Genomic DNA, 17,135 nt, shown 5'->3' on the forward strand with positions numbered 1-17,135 from the left:
TGGGTGGTCAGCTTGCGCCGGAATGTGGTGGTCACGTTCATCAGAATCTCCACAACAAAAATCAAGAGGTTAATTGAGGCAAAATATTGAAAAAATCGCTTCGGAGTAAGGTCACGAAACAATACAGAAGACAAGGTTACCGCATCATCACAGCTGGTCTTTTCTGTAAGGCCCAAAAACAAACTTTATTAAGTTTGCTATCTTGCGGGCAGCAAATTATATTGCAAATATAATAAATCATATTGATTATATCCAGCCATAATTATTGTAATGGTAATTTTTATGTCAATTTATTTTAATATCATTCTAATTTAAAACTGATATAAATAAGATTAATTTAAAAAGTTTCGTCAAATAGTAGGCCCGCATAATGGTTTTAAAGTCCCCTTTTTCTAATTTTGAAACACTATGATTTTACAATACTGCTCCGACCTTCATTTGGAGTTCCCCCAAAATGAAGCCTATATAAAAGTTAATCCCATCAAACCCATTGGCGACATTTTGGTATTGGCTGGCGATGTAACACTATTTACCCGGATAGACCAGCAAAAGGACTTCTTCAATTATATTAGTGATCACTTCAAGGAAGCCTATTGGATACCGGGAAATCACGAGTACTACCAAAGCGATATTTCAAACAGATCGGGGTCATTTGAAGAAAAGATCAGAAGCAACGTGTCTCTGTTAAATAATGTAGTTAAAGAATTTGGCGGACATCGATTATTATTTTCTACTTTATGGTCATCCATCAGCCTATTAAATGGCTGGCGGATAGAACGTAGTCTGAATGATTTTTATCAAATTAGTTATAATGGGAAGCGCTTTCAAATTCCTGATTATAATGATTTTCATACAAACTGCCTTTCATTTCTATCTTCTGCTTTAGAAACAGATGCAATAGGCAAAAAAGTAGTAATTACCCATCATGTTCCTACTTTTAAAAACTATCCTCCAGAATATAAAGGAGACTACCTAAATGAGGCTTTCGCAACGATATTGGATGATTTGATTTTGAATACCACGCCGGATTATTGGATTTACGGCCATCACCATCAAAATATTCCTGAGTTTAAAATAGGGCACACAAAATTGCTGACCAATCAGCTTGGCTACGTTCAACGCAACGAGCATTTGTTCTATCAGTCTGATAAACGCATTGAACTTTAGTATATAACGGCACTACTGTTAATCCTTTTAACTTAGGCAAATAAATTTTATCACAAGAATTTCAAGTAGCGGGGGCCGTATTGCTGGTTTGATACTTTTGATATTTACTGGAAAGCTTATCGGGTTCGGTAAGAGTGATATAACCAGCTTGTATTAGGGGTAAAATATGCAGACGATAATTTTTAGGCTGATTCGAAATGCCAAGGTGAATAAATATATCTGCCCGGCTTTGGGGAATTTGGCAAAAGTTTAATATTTCCTTTTGTTTGGGAGATAACAGAATAACAGCTCTATTACCAGCCCTATTACCATCTCTATTACCTTCCTTATTACTTGCCACTTCTTTTTGGGCGTCATCTACCAGAACAACATCATTTTTAAAAGCAGGATGGCAAAATATTTCTACTTCGAAAAAAGTACGTTCATCATCTGTACGAAAGGTTGGTTCTGGAGAGCCGTTACGCTCCAAAACACGTTTAATAGTGGGAATACCTGTCGCACGGCCTTCTGTTAAATCGAGTTCTTTTAAAAAATCCCCTAAACGGCGGTTGCGGTAACGGCGCGGCCTTATCCTGCCACTGATGAAATCTTCCTGGCGGATAGAGCGATCAGGGCCACCATAATTAAGCAGTACGATAGATCCCGGTGAAACCCGGATTTCAACCTGTTCCCGCAATTGATAATCACGATGAAATAATGCATTCGCCACGGCTTCTTCCAATGCAGCGTAGGGGTAATTCCAAATACGGGTTGCTTCTGCCTTATCAGCTTGCTTAATAACTTTTTCCTTTAAAAAATTTGTTTTTAATAGGTCCAGCGTATTTCTGATTAAAGTAGGTACGGGGCCTGTGATACGCGGGTATTCAACAAATTCAGCTTCTCCTTCACCCTTTGGAAAATACACGACATCCACCCAGGTAGCCGGAAAGAATTTTTCCGGGTGTTCATTAAACATCATCAATGCCACATTCCGGGGAAAGCGGTGTTCGGGAGGGCCATCAACCAGGAGCATCTGCTCTAATATTTCCGTTTTGGTATGCTGATCGGAAGCTTCCATCAATTTACTGCCTATCAAGCGTAAATGATCCTGAATGAGCACCATTGAAATATCATCTATACCGGCATATTGGTTAGAACGGTCATCAAAGGGAATCTGGTTGGCGAGGCTAATGAGTTCTTGCTGAGTTTCCATATCTGCCACAGCAGAACTGGCATACCTACGAACATAATAGGAATATCTTTTTTGTTTAGCTGTAATTTGTTCAGGCACTTCATAAGGGCGGTTAGAGCCACCAGGCACCCAAATAACTAAAATCTGTTGACCATCCACAGTTTCAATAAAGAGTTTAGGATGATAAACCGGGTTAATTAGGTTATTATAACCGATCATTTCTTTTTGAATGGAGGCAATATTGGATGCACTTAAACCCATAACAGGCCGCTTGGCAATTCCGTTTTCCTCTTCCACGCCAATCAGAATATAGCCACCACCCACATTTTCAAAATCATTCGCAAAAGCACAGATTGAACGATAAACCGCATCCGGATTCCATCCCGTTTTAAATTCGAGCCGTTCCGATTCAACAGAACGGGCGTTTAATAAATCTTCAATATTGACGTGTAATGGCATGTTGTAAAAATAAGCAGGAATGTTATAGAATGAAATTAAAATTGACCCTACACCTCAAAGCATCGGGTAATAAATTAGTGATTGTAGTGTTACTTATTTGTTACTTTTAGAATGTAACTAATTGTGAGACAGTTATATATTCAATCCCGGCCATACGGCAAAGATATAGTTTTCAGTTGGCAGCAGAATGGCTATCCCGAACCATCCATTATAACCTCCAGGGAAAATATTTTTGACGTGCACCTTTTGAAGGCATTAAACAAGGCTGGGTTCTAAGCGATGAATGGATGGGTGATATAATCAGAACACCCTAAGAATATTTTGAACCCGATAGAATTTCCAACACTTCAACAGATACAACAACAATAATTATATTTTTGAATTAAATAAGTCTGTAAAAATATTAGTCCGAATTAAATGCGGTTATGGGTGAGCAATTACAAAAGATCCTGTAGATGACAACAAATATTAAAAAATACAGCTTCAAAGAAGGGCTTCCACAGGAATTTGAAATTGTAGCGCTTGCTGAATTTTATAAAGGTTTTAAAACTATAATAACCTCGGCGCACCGGGCAAGGTTTTACCATATTATCTGGTTCCAAACAGGAAATCCAATTCATTCAGTTGACTTCAATCCAGTAAGTATCGAATCCAATACACTTCTTTTTTTAAACAAAGACACTGTTCACCATTTTGACAGTAAAAACCCATTTGACGGGAAAGCCATTTTATTTACTGACAGTTTCTTTTGCAAGACAGAAGCTGACGGTAAGTTTTTGAGGGATACTATTTTGTTCAATAACTTATTTCCGGTGTCGCAAATTAATGTCGGGCATCATGCGAAATTATTTGAAAATTTATTTCAACTAATGACCCGTGAGTTGCAAAACGAAAAAGACAGTCGGCAAGATGAAATCCTGAAAAACCTTCTTCATAATTTGCTTTTACTTTCTGAGCGGGAGAGAAGAAAACAAAACATGAGGGAGTTGAAAAAAGGCCCTGATCTTGATTATGTAATGTTGTTTAAAGAGGCCTTAGATGCAAATTATAAAAGTAAAAAGCAGGTAAGCTTTTATGCTGAAAAGATACTCATAACAGAAAAACGTCTTAACCAGGCCACAACCAGGCTTCTGTCCAAAACCCCAAAAGAGTTTATTGATGATAGAGTTATGCTTGAGGCGAAACGGCTTTTAGCGCATACCACCGAAAGCATTAAAGCGATTGGCTTTGATTTGGGTTTTGATGAACCCACAAACTTTATTAAATATTTCCGAAAACATAGTCATTCGACCCCTGCTGAATTCCGGAAGAAAAACAATCAGGACTAAATGTATCATTTAAAGTAGATTTCTCACCTTTCTCACGCGTTCCATAGTTCAGACCTTTGTTGAAAAATAAAAATAAGAGAATGAAAAATAAACAAAAGGTAGTTGAATTACTAAAAGCTATTGAAACCGGCGCTACAGAACCCATCGGATATATTAATCCCAACAAGTACATCCAGCATAATTTAGGTGCCGCAGACGGGCTTGCCGGATTTGGCGCACTGCTTAGCGCATTACCTGCAGGTTCTGCAAAAGTAAATACTGTAAGGGCTTTTGAAGACGGTAATTATGTTTTCACACATACCGATTATAATTTCTTCGGCCCAAAAATCGGTTTTGATCTTTTTCGTTTTGAAGATGGTAAAATTGTAGAACACTGGGATAATTTACAGGAAACAAGCGGGCCAAATCCAAGTGGACATACGATGACCGATGGCCCTGCAACAAGTGCAGACGCTGATAAAACGGAAGCAAACAAGGCTTTGGTACAAAGTTTTGTGGACGATATTTTGGTAAATGGACGAATGGAAAAACTTACCGGATATATTGATGGAGATAACTATATTCAACACAACCCTCAAATTGGTGACGGCTTGTCGGGGTTAGGAAAAGCACTGGAATATATGGCCTCACAGGGTATCTCTATGAAATACGATACTATTCATAAAGTATTGGGCGAAGGTAATTTTGTTTTAACAATAAGCGAAGGTGCGTTTGCTGGGAAACACACTTCGTTTTATGATTTGTTCCGCATAGAAAACGGAAAAATTGTTGAGCATTGGGATACCATAGAGGAAATTCCGGCAAAAGAGAACTGGCAAAACAATAATGGTAAATTCTGATCAATAAAATTGCCGTTGAAAATAAAGAGGCTGTTTCAAAAGTTGATGAACTAAAAAGCAAACGAAATAAAATTTGGACTTAGTGTTCTTAGTGAATACTTTATGCCCTTTGTGGTTTGTTTTTTTAACCAAAGCACACGAAGAAAGAACACTATGGCCACAAAGGCCTAACGGTTCAAAATATAATTTGGTTACCTTTTACATGGAGAGACTTTTGAGACAGCCTTGTTTTTTTTAACTAGTTGAATCGGATTGAAAAACCGTTGGCTGCTTTTAAAACACAACGATGGGTTTTCTACCCGGTGTTACTCATTTGTTACTTTCTGAATGTAACCAGTTGAACATTCAATGCCGGCCATTGTGCAAAGGTAAGCGCAATTATGCGTTCCTCAATATTTATGTTGATAAGGCTGATTCCCACCAGCAAAATTTGTGACAGTTGGAAACGTAAACTAAAATAATAAAAGGCGGTTCGTTATGGTGCTATTAACTGAAGACGCTAACTAATCATAGAAAAGCTTCCAAGCATCCAGATAATAAAAGGGTATTCTATGATCTACTATCAAGCCCAGCGAGACCACTTTAAAAACTATTAGCTAACAGGAGGCACCTGCGGAGCCATCAGCTGATCTATTTATGCTATTAACAGGCAACTCCTCAGGAGTCATAGACAGAAGATCGCAATAGTGCCAGCGGAACTACCTGTTTATAGCACATACAATTGTGATTTAATGGCTCCAGTGGAGCCCCCTGTTTAAAAGCAATTTCCCTGATCAAGCCAAGGCATTAAGGTTTATTTAAGGTATAGGTACTTAAGTAGCTGATTTTACTTCTTTAATGTTCGGCGCTTTTATTACCCCGTTGATTAATTAATTGGAAAGCGTCGATACAAATCGGGTTAGTATCGACACTCGGTTTTTTTACGGGTTTTATATTATTCCTTTGCACTTAAGAAGCAACATAGTACATGACAAAAAAGGCAATTTCTTTATTTTTCAGCTGCCTGATATGCGCCACGACAGCATTTTCCCAGGACAGCCTGAGTGTTGTTAAATGGGACCTGCAGACCTGTCTGGACTACGCCAAAAAAAATAATATCCAGGTAAGCAGCGCCCGGCTTAGCCAGCAAACCAGTCAGCAGGAACTGATACTTTCCAGAGGCTCTGCATTGCCCAATTTGTATGGCTCGGCCACGCAATATGTCAATCATTATCACAACGAAGCGGTGTATGGCTCCGGTAACTACGGACTAACTTCATCCTGGACCCTTTACCAGGGTGGATACATCAAAAGCGATATTCAGCAAAAGAACGTGGAGGTGGAGCGGGCTAACCTGAACATCCTGCAACAGGTAAATGACATCACCTTGCAGATCACTCAGTATTACCTGAATATTTTACTGGATAAAGAAACTATTGTTTACCAGCAAAATGTGGTCACCACTTCACAGGCACAGGTAGAACAGGCCAAAAAACGACTGGATGCCGGCAGCATAGCGCAAAAAGATGTTGCCCAGCTACTGGCCCAGCTGGCAAACGACAAATACACTTTAGTTACTGCTGAAAACGCCCAACGGCAGGACCTGATCAGCCTGAAACAACTCCTTCAGCTGACCGTCACAACGTTTGATGTGATCACACCGGATACCATCATTTCAAAAAAAGCGGTGGATAACCTGCTTAGCGTACAGCAAACTGCCCTTAAAGACCGCCCGGAGGTAAAAAATGGCGAACTAAATGTAAAATCGGCCGAATTTGGGCTGCAAAAAGCCAATTCCGGCTATCTGCCAACCCTTACCGCCTCGGGTTCGGCCGGCACCAGCTACCAGGGCGCAGGCAGCGGTTATTTCAGCCAGTTGAACAACGGCTTTAACCAGCAGGTGGGCCTTAGCCTGTCTATCCCCATTTTTACCCGCAAAGTTAACCAGGTGAACCGGGCTGAAGCCAGGATCAATATCGATCAGGCTAAACTTTCATTAAAAGACACCAAAACAACCCTTGCACTAACTATTGAAAAGGCTTACATCAATGTAGTCAATTCGCAAAACCAGTACGATGCGGCAGCCGAGGCCTTTAAATACAACCAGGAAACTTACCGGGTCGCTAATGAGCAATTGAAGGTAGGCATCGTAAGCATGGTGGACTTTCTGCAGCAAAAATCCCTGTATACGCAAGCCCTACAGCAATATATCCAGGCTAAGTACAATGCTGCACTTACTATAGAGATATACGAATTTTATAAAGGAACCCCTGTTAAACTATAACAGTAGACCCCTCATCATGAAAAAGAACACGAAGAGAATCCTCATTATTGCAGCGATCATTATTGTACTCGGTACAATATGGCTGCTTGCCGCTAAAAAGAAAGAAAAACAGGTTGTATTACCTACCGAAGTGCCTGCATATGGTTATATCGCTCAAACAGTCACAGCAACCGGCACAATTCAGCCTGTGGATACGGTGGCGGTAGGTACCCAGGTATCGGGTATCGTGAAAGTGATCAATGCCGACTTCAATTCCAAAGTAAAGAAAGGCCAGCTATTGGCGCAATTGGATAAGTCGCTTCTGCAGGCAACGGTCGATCAGGCCAGTGCTACTTTGCGCACACAGCAAAGCCAACTGGTTTACAACGAGAATTTTTATAACCGGCAAAAGTTGTTGTACAGCAGCGGCTCGATCAGTAAGCAGGATTATGAGTCGGCTTTGAACAATTTTAATTCATCCAAAGCAGCGGTGGATAATGCGGCCGCTGCGCTGCGCTCGGCTGAAAAAAATCTGTCCTATACCGATATTTATTCGCCTGTAGACGGCGTGGTGCTTTCGCGGAGTGTGAGCCTCGGGCAGACCGTTGCGGCGGCATTCAGTACACCGACGCTCTTTGTGATCGCCAAAGATATTTCAAAAATGCAGGTGCAGGCAGATGTGGACGAAGCTGATATCGGCAACGTAAAAATCGGTAACCGTGTTAGTTTTACGGTAGACGCCTATATTGATGATGTGTTTAAAGGAACAGTATATGATGTTCGCCTGCACCCGAAGACCACATCAAATGTGGTGACCTATACAACCATCATCTATGCCCCTAATGATAGCCTGATGCTTAAACCAGGGATGACCGCCAACATCAACGTTTATACCAAAGAGGTAAAGAACGCGCTGACTGTCAGCTCAAAGTCACTGAACTTTGCGCCCGATTCCGCGCTAAGAAAACAGTTTATTTTAAAACCAATGGCGCAGGGCAATAACAGTAATGCGACTAATGGCCCGGGAAAACCAGGAAGCGTATGGCTTAAAAAAGGCAGGGAGCTGGTACAAACCCCGGTTCGCTACGGGCTTGATGACAATACGCATGCCGAGATCCTGTCGGGGTTATCTGTAAAAGATACCATCGTATCCTCGCTGCCGGTACCTGTGCAGGCCGAAGCAGGCACATCTATTTTGCCAAGTCCGGGCGGCGCTGATAAAAACAAGAAGCCGTAATGAAAAAGATATTAGAGTTACATGATATAACGCGGGAGTTCCAGATGGGTTCTGAAATTGTGCGGGCACTGAAAGGCGTAAGCTTTGATGTATTTGCCGGTGAGTTTGTGACCATTATGGGCAGTAGCGGCTCGGGTAAAACAACCTTGCTGAATACCCTGGGCTGCCTGGATAAACCCAGCAGCGGGAATTACCTGCTTGATGGCGTATCTGTGCGGGAACGGAGCCGGGACGAATTGGCCAAGCTTCGAAATGAGAAGATCGGTTTTGTATTTCAGGCCTATAACCTGCTGCCGCGTACCACGGCTTTGGAGAATGTGGAACTACCGTTGTTTTATAATCCAACGGTAACGGCGGCAAATCGCCGCCAAAGGGCCGCAGCCGCCCTGAATGCTGTAAAACTGGGCGACCGGATTAATCACCTGCCCAACGAAATGTCAGGCGGGCAGCAGCAGCGGGTGGCCATTGCCCGTGCGCTGGTGAACGAGCCAGTGATGATCCTGGCCGACGAAGCTACCGGTAACCTGGATACACGCACATCCTACGAAATTATGGCTTTGATGCAGGACCTGAATCAAAGTCAGGGCAAAACGATAGTCTTTGTGACCCACGAACCAGACATCGCGGCTTTCAGCAGCCGTACAATCACGCTTCGGGATGGCCGCGTGGTGAAAGATCAGGTTAACCAGCAGGTACGTTCAGCCAAAGAAATGTTGGCCGCCTTACCCCAAACAGAAGATTACCACGTATGAAAGTTTTAAATCTGATCAGGCTCGCGCTGTTGGCCCTGCAACGCAATAAGTTAAGGGCTGTACTTACCATGCTGGGCATCATCATCGGTGTGGCCGCAGTAATTACCATCGGTGCTATCGGCGCCGGCTCAACGGCCAGTGTCCATAATTCACTGTCCAGCATGGGCTCCAACCTGATCATGGTGATGCCCAATAGCAATGCGCCCGGCGGCGCGCGTTTGCAGGGCGCCAATGTGGAAACCCTGACCGAAAAAGACCTTTCCGCCTTAAAAAAGGAAGCGACATATATTAATGCCATATCGCCCTCATCACAATCCAAAGGGCAGGCGATCAATGGTTCGCTTAACTGGCCTACCACCATTGAAGGCGTAAACCAGGATTATCTTGCCATCAAAAACATATCGCTCAAAGACGGTAAAATGTTTTCAGACAGGGATGTGCACACTTACGGGAAAGTTTGCCTGCTGGGCCAAACCGTGGTAGATAATATATTCCCAAAAGGGGTTGATCCGGTCGGCAAGATCATCCGCTTTAAGAAAATTCCTTTCCAGGTCATCGGCATACTCAATAAAAAAGGGCAAAACACTTTTGGGCAGGATCAGGACGATATTATCCTGGCGCCCTACACCACTGTTCAGAAACGGATCATAGCATCCATCTATTTCGGAAGTTTTAATGCCTCGGCCAAATCCGAAAACCTGTCGCAGGCTGCAGCTGACGAAATGGAGAAGATCCTGCGTAAAACGCACCGGCTCCGCCCAACCGAAGACAATGATTTTACCGTGCGAACCCAGGCCGAACTCATACAGACCCTGAGCTCCATCACCACACTGCTAACCGCATTACTAACCGCCATAGCAGCTATATCATTGGTCATTGGGGGCATTGGTATCATGAATATCATGTACGTATCGGTAACCGAACGTACCAAAGAGATCGGCCTGCGCATGGCGATCGGGGCGCGCGGCAGGGATATCCTTAGCCAGTTTTTAACTGAAGCTATCCTCATCAGCGTTACCGGCGGCCTTATCGGTATTCTCATTGGGGAAACCCTGGCCTTTGTTATCGCCAATGCGCTGAAATGGGAGCCTATTATTGATAAAGCATCTATCATGGAAGCATTTGGTTTCTGCACACTGATCGGGGTTTTCTTTGGCTACTACCCGGCCCTGAAAGCTTCCCGGCTTGACCCGATAGAGGCGTTGCGATATGAATGAATAAATTAATCAAATAATTACCAATAAATCCTAAAAGCAATGAAAATTAAAAAACTGATTCTCGCCCTGATGGCAATGGCCATTGTAACTTTCGTTTACGCTGCAACTGATATCAGCGGCCATTGGGCCGGTTCTATTAACGGGCAAATGGAAGTTTCCTATGATTTTAAAGTAGACGGGCAAAAGCTAAGCGGCAGCACTAAAGGCCCCGACGGGAACACTGTTCAATTAACCGATGGTTGGTTTAAAGATGACAGTTTAGCCTTTACCCTACCTATCATGGACCAGCAGCTTAAAATGACCGGCAAGGTAAAAAGCGCTGACCAGATTGTGCTTTACATGAAAGGCGGCCCGATGGGCGACATGAGTTATACGATCAATAGGGCGAAATAATTTCAGGAACCAGGCTGACGCCAGCTTTTCATAAAATTACCGAATGCCTCCCGGTAAGGTTCAGATACCGGGATGGCAGCACGGCCAACCTGCACGGATGTTTTGGTTACGGCTGTCACCTTATCGATGGCCACAATGAACGAACGGTGCAGCCGTATAAAATGGCTGGTTGGCAGTTTTTGTTCTGCCACTTTTAAGGTCATCAGTGTTATTACCGGTTTTGGCTGGCTTTCTAAAAATATCTTGATATAGTCGGACATGCTTTCCACGTACAGAATCTGTGCCATATCGATCCTTATCAGTTGGTAATTGGAATATACGTGAAGATACTGTGGCTGGCTATCTTGCTCCAGCAATGAAAAATATTCAAGCGCACGGTTGGCGGCACGGGTAAAATCAGCAAAACTAAAGGGTTTTAACAGGTAATCCAGTGCGGCTAGTTTGTGCCCTTCCAGCGCGTACCGATCAAAAGCGGTTGTAAAAACAATGCGTACCGAACGCCGGTTGTCACCCTGGTCAACCATAGCGGCAAACTCCAGCCCGTTCAGATCAGCCATCTTGATGTCTAAAAAAACAAGCTGTACTTCTGGGTGTTCATTTAGAACGGTCATAGCCGTCATTGCACTGGAACATTTACTAACCAGTTGCAGGAATGGGGTCTTAGCTACATAAGCGGCGATCATTTCTAAAGCCACCGGCTCATCATCAACGGCGATACAGTGAATGGTCATGTCAAAGATATTTGAAGTTCGATCCGGAATTCCTGAAGTTCGTGGTCTTCTTTCACAGTGAGCTTATATTTGCCCGGATAGATCAGATCCAGACGGCGGCGCGTATTGGCCAGGCCGATCCCGCTGCCCTCGTCCGTTTCCTTTGCGGGTTCCGCAAATAAAGTGTTACGTACCACAAAGTGCAGCTTTCCCTGGCATAACTTCGCCGATATATAGATATGGCTCGGCTGCACCGTGCTGATGCCATGCTTAAAAGCATTTTCTACAAAAGGTAATAGCAGCATCGGTGCCAAAGGGGCGTCAATCGGGCCTTCTGGCCGGTTGAAAACGACCTGGACATGCTCAGGCAGGCGCAATTGCATTAACTGGCGATAACTATCGATAAGGTGTAGCTCTTTTTCGAGGGTGGTTGATTGCTGCCGGGTATCGTATAACACATAGCGCATCATATGAGACAGCGTGTAAATAGCTTCACGGGCCCGGTCTGCATCGATCTCGGTAAGTCCGTAAATAGTATGTAATACGTTGAAAAAGAAATGAGGGTTGATCTGTGAACGTAAAACGGCCAGTTCGCCTGCGATGCGGTCATTTTCCAGGGATTTCTCCTTTAACAGGTCGGCCTGTACTTTCTGGCTGACCGATATAATGATGGCGATACCGATGACGATCATGGTCATAATCATGATACTTAGGTCGCCTACCGGGGTATAACGATCGTCAATCGGAGGATGTCTCGGGGCAAACCTGCGTAGCAAGCCCGGCAGGTCCATCAGTTTATCGGCCTGGTGGTTTAAAAGCGGAGCGGCAATGCAGATCAGGAAAACGAGCAGTGCGAAGGTCCCACCGCTGTTGTTATAAAGCAGTTTGGGAATGAGTACCCGGAGATGAAGGTAAAATATACCTACCAGGGAAGCATATAAGGCTAATTGCTTGGTCCATATTTGTATGGGTAGAGACGAAGTTATAGTCAGTGGAATGCAGGTAAAGACCAATAGCCCCAGCAACACGGCAAAATGCACCGAGAAGATCAGGGAACGCAAACGGCTAATTTTAACGAGAGGTAACACAGCTACAAATTACCGCCTTTTAATTTCAAATCCAAAGTCGCCTTATCCATACCATGGGTGTTTCTACAGGAACATATCGCCTTTCCGTCGATACTCCTTCCTAATCAGGTCCCGAATGTATTATTTGCATGAATGACTACCCCACAAAAACTCAAAGACGAGGCAAGAGAATTACAGATCAGGCGTCAAATATGGCGGGCTTTCTTCTTGCTGGCAGAGCCTATCGATCCGGATTCTCTTATTGTTCGATTAAAAGCTACCGGTTTAATGATCGAACGTGGCATGGTGCACAGTACGTTGACTTTGTTGATCGAGTATGGTTTTGCAGAGCGGAACCGTAACGAAGAAATAGGTATCACTTACTACCGATGCCGTTGATCTTCAAGGAAATCAAAAGCAGGCATCATGATGACCCACAAAAGGAGTTACCGGCATTTGAATTGTCCTTTTGGAGTTCTCCAAAATTATTGAAGATTTGATAAAATCCTCATTGGCGTTATCAGTAACGAAACTATATTAACCTGCAATTACGGTTTTGATGCTCCATTTTGTATTATTGTACTCTTGACAGGCAACTTGTTTGGATAAAGGTCAATTCATGCATTTTTGAATGGATTGACTGAAGCATCCTGCTTTGACGATCCAAAATATGAAAGAGTAAACCTGGCAGTTGATTGGCTGATCATTGATTATTTACCTTTAATACCTCGATACTAAACTTTGAAAAACAAAAAATGAACAAGCTAACCCAAACAACACAGCAGGCAGCTATGATTTTAAAAAAAAGAACCAAATGGCCAATTTTGATTGCAAACATGCTATTGGCATTTTCAGCGTCCGCGCAGGAGAGAAAAGCGCCTGCCTACCCGCTGATCACCCATAACCCCTATTTCAGTGTATGGTCAACAACTGATGACCTTGCGGCATCAACTACCACACACTGGACAGGCGCCAGCCAGTCATTAATTGGTATGATCAGTGTGGATGGTTTGTTTTACCGGTTCATGGGCAAGGAACCGGCCTATTTTAAAACCATCCTTCCGGCGGCTGACGAAAAACCGTATGCTATAAAATATACGGAGACTGAACCACAAGGAGACTGGAAGGCTTTAACCTACAGTGCAGAAAACTGGAAATCGGGCATGGGGCGTGTTGGTGATATTGAAGGGCTTGATAAAACGATCTGGAAGACCAGGGACATTTGGATCAGGAGAAACTTTACTATAAACAGCGTACAGGATATCAATAAACTGATCTTAAAAATATCGCATGATGATGATGCCTATGTTTACCTGAATGGTGAAGAAATATTTAAAAAAGTTGGGGTAACCAATGATTATGGGATGATACCCGTAAACAAGGATAAGCTAAAAGTTGGTGAAAATGTGCTTGCTATCCATGTAGTAAACACTGGCGGCGGCGCAAGGCTTGATGTTGGCCTGGTTGACCAGGAAAAAGAAAACCTGTCCAATAATATCCTGGTAGCTAAACAAAACAGCGTAAACATAAACGCTACCCAAACGATGTATAATTTTAAATGCGGCAAAGTCGACCTGGATTTAACTTTTACTTCGCCATTGTTACTAAACGATCTGAAAATTTTATCAAGGCCGGTATCATACATCACCTGCCGTGTAAAAGCAAACGATAACCAGGCGCACCAGGTTAAGGTTTATCTCAGCGCTGCAACCAGTCTGGCGGTTAACAGGTCATCACAGGAAGTTACCACCAGTAAGCTCAGTACCGGGAGCTTATCTATTTTAAAAGCCGGAACAACCGAACAGCCTGTGCTTCAGAAAAAGGGCGATGATCTTCGCATAGATTGGGGTTATGTTTATATCGCGGTGCCAAAATCAGCTAACGCTACCCAGTTTGTCACTACTGAAAAGGGCGCGGCCAACGCTTTTTACAGTGGCAACACTACAACAAGCAGTAAAACCGGAACCGGTTTAGCCTTAAATACCCTGTTACCATTCGGAAAGGTCGGTAAAACGCCTGTATCGAAATTTATTGAAGTTGGTTATGATGATATTTATTCCATACAATATTTTGGCAGCAATCTGAGGCCGTGGTGGAATAACGACGGAAAGCATACGATTGAAAATGAGCTCGGCGAAGCTGCTGCAACCTGCAATAATGTGCTGGCCAAATGCCGGGCCTTCAACAAAAACATGTATGATGACGCAAGGAAAGCGGGAGGAGAAAAATACGCTGACCTGTGCGTACTGGCCTACCGGCAAAGTATTGCTGCCCATCAGTTGGTAAAAAGCCCGCAGGGTAAACTCTTATGGCTTTCTAAAGAAAACTTCAGCAATGGCTCAATCAATACCGTTGATGTAACTTATCCCTCGGCCCCCCTGTATCTGCTATATAACCCCCGTTTACTGGAGGGTATGCTGAATGGCTTGTTCTATTATAGCGAGAGCGGCAAATTTGACAAAGATTTTGCCGCCCACGACCTCGGCACTTACCCTATTGCCAACGGGCAAACCTACGGTGAAGATATGCCGGTAGAAGAATCGGGCAACATGATCATCCTGACAGCCGCAATTGCTAGAGCCGAGGGCAACGCCGCCTTTGCAAAACCACACTGGAAAACACTGAGCAGGTGGGTGAACTACCTGGTAAATGAGGGTTTCGACCCCAAAAATCAATTATGCACGGATGATTTCGCCGGGCACCTCGCGCGTAATGCCAACTTATCGGTTAAAGCAATAGTGGGTATAGCTTGTTACGCGGACCTGGCAGCGCAATTGGGCGATGCACAAACGGCCGCCAAATACCGCGGTATCGCTAAAGGTATGGTTGCCAAATGGATGAAATTAGCTGCAGATAACGATCATTATGCGTTAACTTTTGACGATAAAGGTACCTGGAGCCAAAAATACAACCTGGTTTGGGACAAGGTGCTCGGTTTAAAACTTTTTCCGCAGGAAGTGTATGATAAAGAAATTAAGTATTACCTGGCAAAGCAGGAAAAATTTGGTTTGCCGCTGGATAGCCGAAAAACCTACACAAAGTCTGACTGGATATTATGGACGGCAACTTTTGCCGGTAACCAAAAGGATTTTGTAGCGCTGATTGATCCGATCTACAAATATTCTTTGGAAACACCTACGCGGGTGCCATTGAGCGACTGGCACGAAACCACCGACGGCAAGCAGGTAGGTTTCCAGGCGCGCAGTGTGGTTGGCGGCTATTTTATGAAATTATTGTATAACAAGATGACCGGTAAAACGCAGGCGAGGTAAAATAGATCTGATTAAAGTTAAACCTGACTACCTTTTTGGTTACTGCCATCACCCTTGTTGATGGGAAGTGAATTATAAGTAAAGCAGTGGGTCCTTTTGTGGATCCGCTGCTTTTTAACTTCGGGGTTAGGCTAAGTGTTATTTCCTATACAAAACCTACCGCGGGGTTTATGGGGTTGGTATTCACGCTCATCAGGCCGGCTTCATTAATTAACGCTAATTTAAACAAGACATATGCTGAAACATCCAATTAATGAGGTATTTTTGCGGCACAATAAAAGGCTATCCTTATAATAATGCGCTTTACTGTTTTTTGCTGCCTGCTTTTATTATTTTGCTGTTTTGGCGCCAGTGGCCGGCAGGATAAGGTTGCTGCAAAGGACCAGAATGTTTTAAAACCTGTTGACCCAAATACCGTGAACCCTTTTCTTCCGGATTCTGTTGTTAAGGCGAATAAGGAAAAGCATATGCAGGATTCCATCGTATTTGCCTACCTCATCCCTGACTCCCTGCGAAGCAACCACGTTATGGATAGCATCCGCGCAAACAATTTATATAAAATGCTTTCAGGTCCTTCAGCTCATTTAAAAAAAAGAGAATTTGAGCAGAGCGGCTTCCTGAGAAGCTCCCGCGATCCATGGATCATCGCGGTAGTGCTGGGCCTGCTGATATTTACCGGTTTCCTGAATGCTTTTCTCGGCAACGATATAAAAAATGTGCTGCGTTCTTTTTACAACAGCCAGGCAATTTCGCAAACTGATAAGGAAGGCGGGCTAATCAATTCATGGGCCTTCCCTGGTTTATTTATCTTATTCAGTTTATCTCTTGGCCTCCTTTTGTACCAGCTAACACAATATTATAATATTTCATATAGGTTGAGCGGATTTGCGCTTTTTATTTCATTTGCTGCAATAATCAGCTTATTAATGGCATTTAAATTTATTATTTTAAAATTTATCGGGTTTATTTTTCAGTTAGATACGCTTGTCAGCGAGTACATAACCGTGTTGAACTTAACTTATTTCACAATGGCATTTATTTTGCTGATTGTTGCCATATGTTTTAGTTTGCTGGCCAGCAGGTTTATACCACTTTTATTGAATTTTACACTGGCTTTTACAGTGTTAATATTTTTATGGCAATACCTGCGTAACAGCATGAATATCATTTCTGATTTAAGATTTCACAAATTTTATTTATTTGTCTATCTTTGTGCCCTCGAAATTTGCCCCGTTTTAATAATAATTAAAGCACTGAATTTATAACTTTTAGCAGTTTACA

General features: G+C 43.1%; 13 protein-coding genes. 10 read left to right on the top strand and 3 right to left on the bottom strand.

Features of this window, described 5'->3' with window-relative positions:
- Nucleotides 1-408: 408 nt before the first annotated feature.
- Entirely contained in the window at nucleotides 409-1,167 is a 759-nt protein-coding gene (locus MgSA37_RS22350) for a metallophosphoesterase (protein ID WP_096355183.1), read from the top strand.
- A gap of 61 nt (nucleotides 1,168-1,228) precedes the next feature.
- Here MgSA37_RS22350 and MgSA37_RS22355 read toward each other — a convergent pair whose 3' ends face one another.
- Nucleotides 1,229-2,797 carry an RNA-binding domain-containing protein gene (locus tag MgSA37_RS22355; RefSeq protein WP_096355185.1) on the bottom strand — a complete coding sequence of 523 codons (1,569 nt, stop codon included), beginning with the start codon at nucleotides 2,795-2,797 and terminating at the stop codon, nucleotides 1,229-1,231.
- A 455-nt stretch (nucleotides 2,798-3,252) separates the two neighbouring features.
- Between MgSA37_RS22355 and MgSA37_RS22360 the strand changes: the two genes are divergently transcribed.
- From MgSA37_RS22360 to MgSA37_RS22390, 7 genes are all read left to right on the top strand, one after another.
- Entirely contained in the window at nucleotides 3,253-4,125 is an 873-nt protein-coding gene (locus MgSA37_RS22360; RefSeq protein ID WP_096355187.1) for a helix-turn-helix transcriptional regulator, read from the top strand.
- A gap of 80 nt (nucleotides 4,126-4,205) precedes the next feature.
- Entirely contained in the window at nucleotides 4,206-4,964 is a 759-nt protein-coding gene (locus MgSA37_RS22365) for a nuclear transport factor 2 family protein (protein ID WP_096355189.1), read from the top strand.
- A gap of 967 nt (nucleotides 4,965-5,931) precedes the next feature.
- On the top strand, nucleotides 5,932-7,227 hold the full coding sequence (locus tag MgSA37_RS22370) for a TolC family protein (protein WP_096355191.1): 1,296 nt from the start codon (nucleotides 5,932-5,934) through the stop codon (nucleotides 7,225-7,227).
- A gap of 16 nt (nucleotides 7,228-7,243) precedes the next feature.
- Nucleotides 7,244-8,443 (top strand): efflux RND transporter periplasmic adaptor subunit, encoded by a 1,200-nt coding sequence (locus MgSA37_RS22375; protein ID WP_096355193.1) that lies wholly within the window; start codon nucleotides 7,244-7,246, stop codon nucleotides 8,441-8,443.
- Nucleotides 8,443-9,195, top strand: coding sequence for an ABC transporter ATP-binding protein (locus MgSA37_RS22380; RefSeq protein ID WP_221199398.1), 753 nt, complete (start codon nucleotides 8,443-8,445; stop codon nucleotides 9,193-9,195). Before MgSA37_RS22375 ends, MgSA37_RS22380 begins: the two co-directional genes overlap by 1 nt.
- A complete protein-coding gene (locus MgSA37_RS22385; protein WP_096355197.1) occupies nucleotides 9,192-10,412 on the top strand; it encodes an ABC transporter permease in 1,221 nt (406 codons plus the stop codon). The genes MgSA37_RS22380 and MgSA37_RS22385 overlap by 4 nt, the downstream gene beginning before the upstream one ends.
- 39 nt (nucleotides 10,413-10,451) lie before the next feature.
- Entirely contained in the window at nucleotides 10,452-10,805 is a 354-nt protein-coding gene (locus tag MgSA37_RS22390) for a hypothetical protein (RefSeq protein ID WP_096355199.1), read from the top strand.
- A gap of 2 nt (nucleotides 10,806-10,807) precedes the next feature.
- On the opposite strand, the gene MgSA37_RS22395 is transcribed toward MgSA37_RS22390, so the two are convergent.
- Nucleotides 10,808-11,536 (bottom strand): LytR/AlgR family response regulator transcription factor, encoded by a 729-nt coding sequence (locus tag MgSA37_RS22395; RefSeq protein ID WP_096355201.1) that lies wholly within the window; start codon nucleotides 11,534-11,536, stop codon nucleotides 10,808-10,810.
- The gene (locus MgSA37_RS22400; RefSeq protein ID WP_096355203.1) at nucleotides 11,533-12,576 is read right to left on the bottom strand and encodes a sensor histidine kinase; all 1,044 of its coding nucleotides are present in this window, start codon (nucleotides 12,574-12,576) and stop codon (nucleotides 11,533-11,535) included. The genes MgSA37_RS22395 and MgSA37_RS22400 overlap by 4 nt, the downstream gene beginning before the upstream one ends.
- A 761-nt stretch (nucleotides 12,577-13,337) precedes the next feature.
- Between MgSA37_RS22400 and MgSA37_RS22410 the strand changes: the two genes are divergently transcribed.
- Together MgSA37_RS22410 and MgSA37_RS22415 are read left to right on the top strand one after the other, a co-directional pair.
- The gene (locus tag MgSA37_RS22410) at nucleotides 13,338-15,854 is read left to right on the top strand and encodes a glutaminase family protein (protein WP_232010711.1); all 2,517 of its coding nucleotides are present in this window, start codon (nucleotides 13,338-13,340) and stop codon (nucleotides 15,852-15,854) included.
- A gap of 296 nt (nucleotides 15,855-16,150) precedes the next feature.
- A complete protein-coding gene (locus tag MgSA37_RS22415; protein ID WP_096355207.1) occupies nucleotides 16,151-17,119 on the top strand; it encodes a DUF4271 domain-containing protein in 969 nt (322 codons plus the stop codon).
- Nucleotides 17,120-17,135 lie beyond the last annotated feature (16 nt).

It is taken from the genome of Mucilaginibacter gotjawali (genome assembly GCF_002355435.1).
Lineage (GTDB): Bacteria > Bacteroidota > Bacteroidia > Sphingobacteriales > Sphingobacteriaceae > Mucilaginibacter > Mucilaginibacter gotjawali.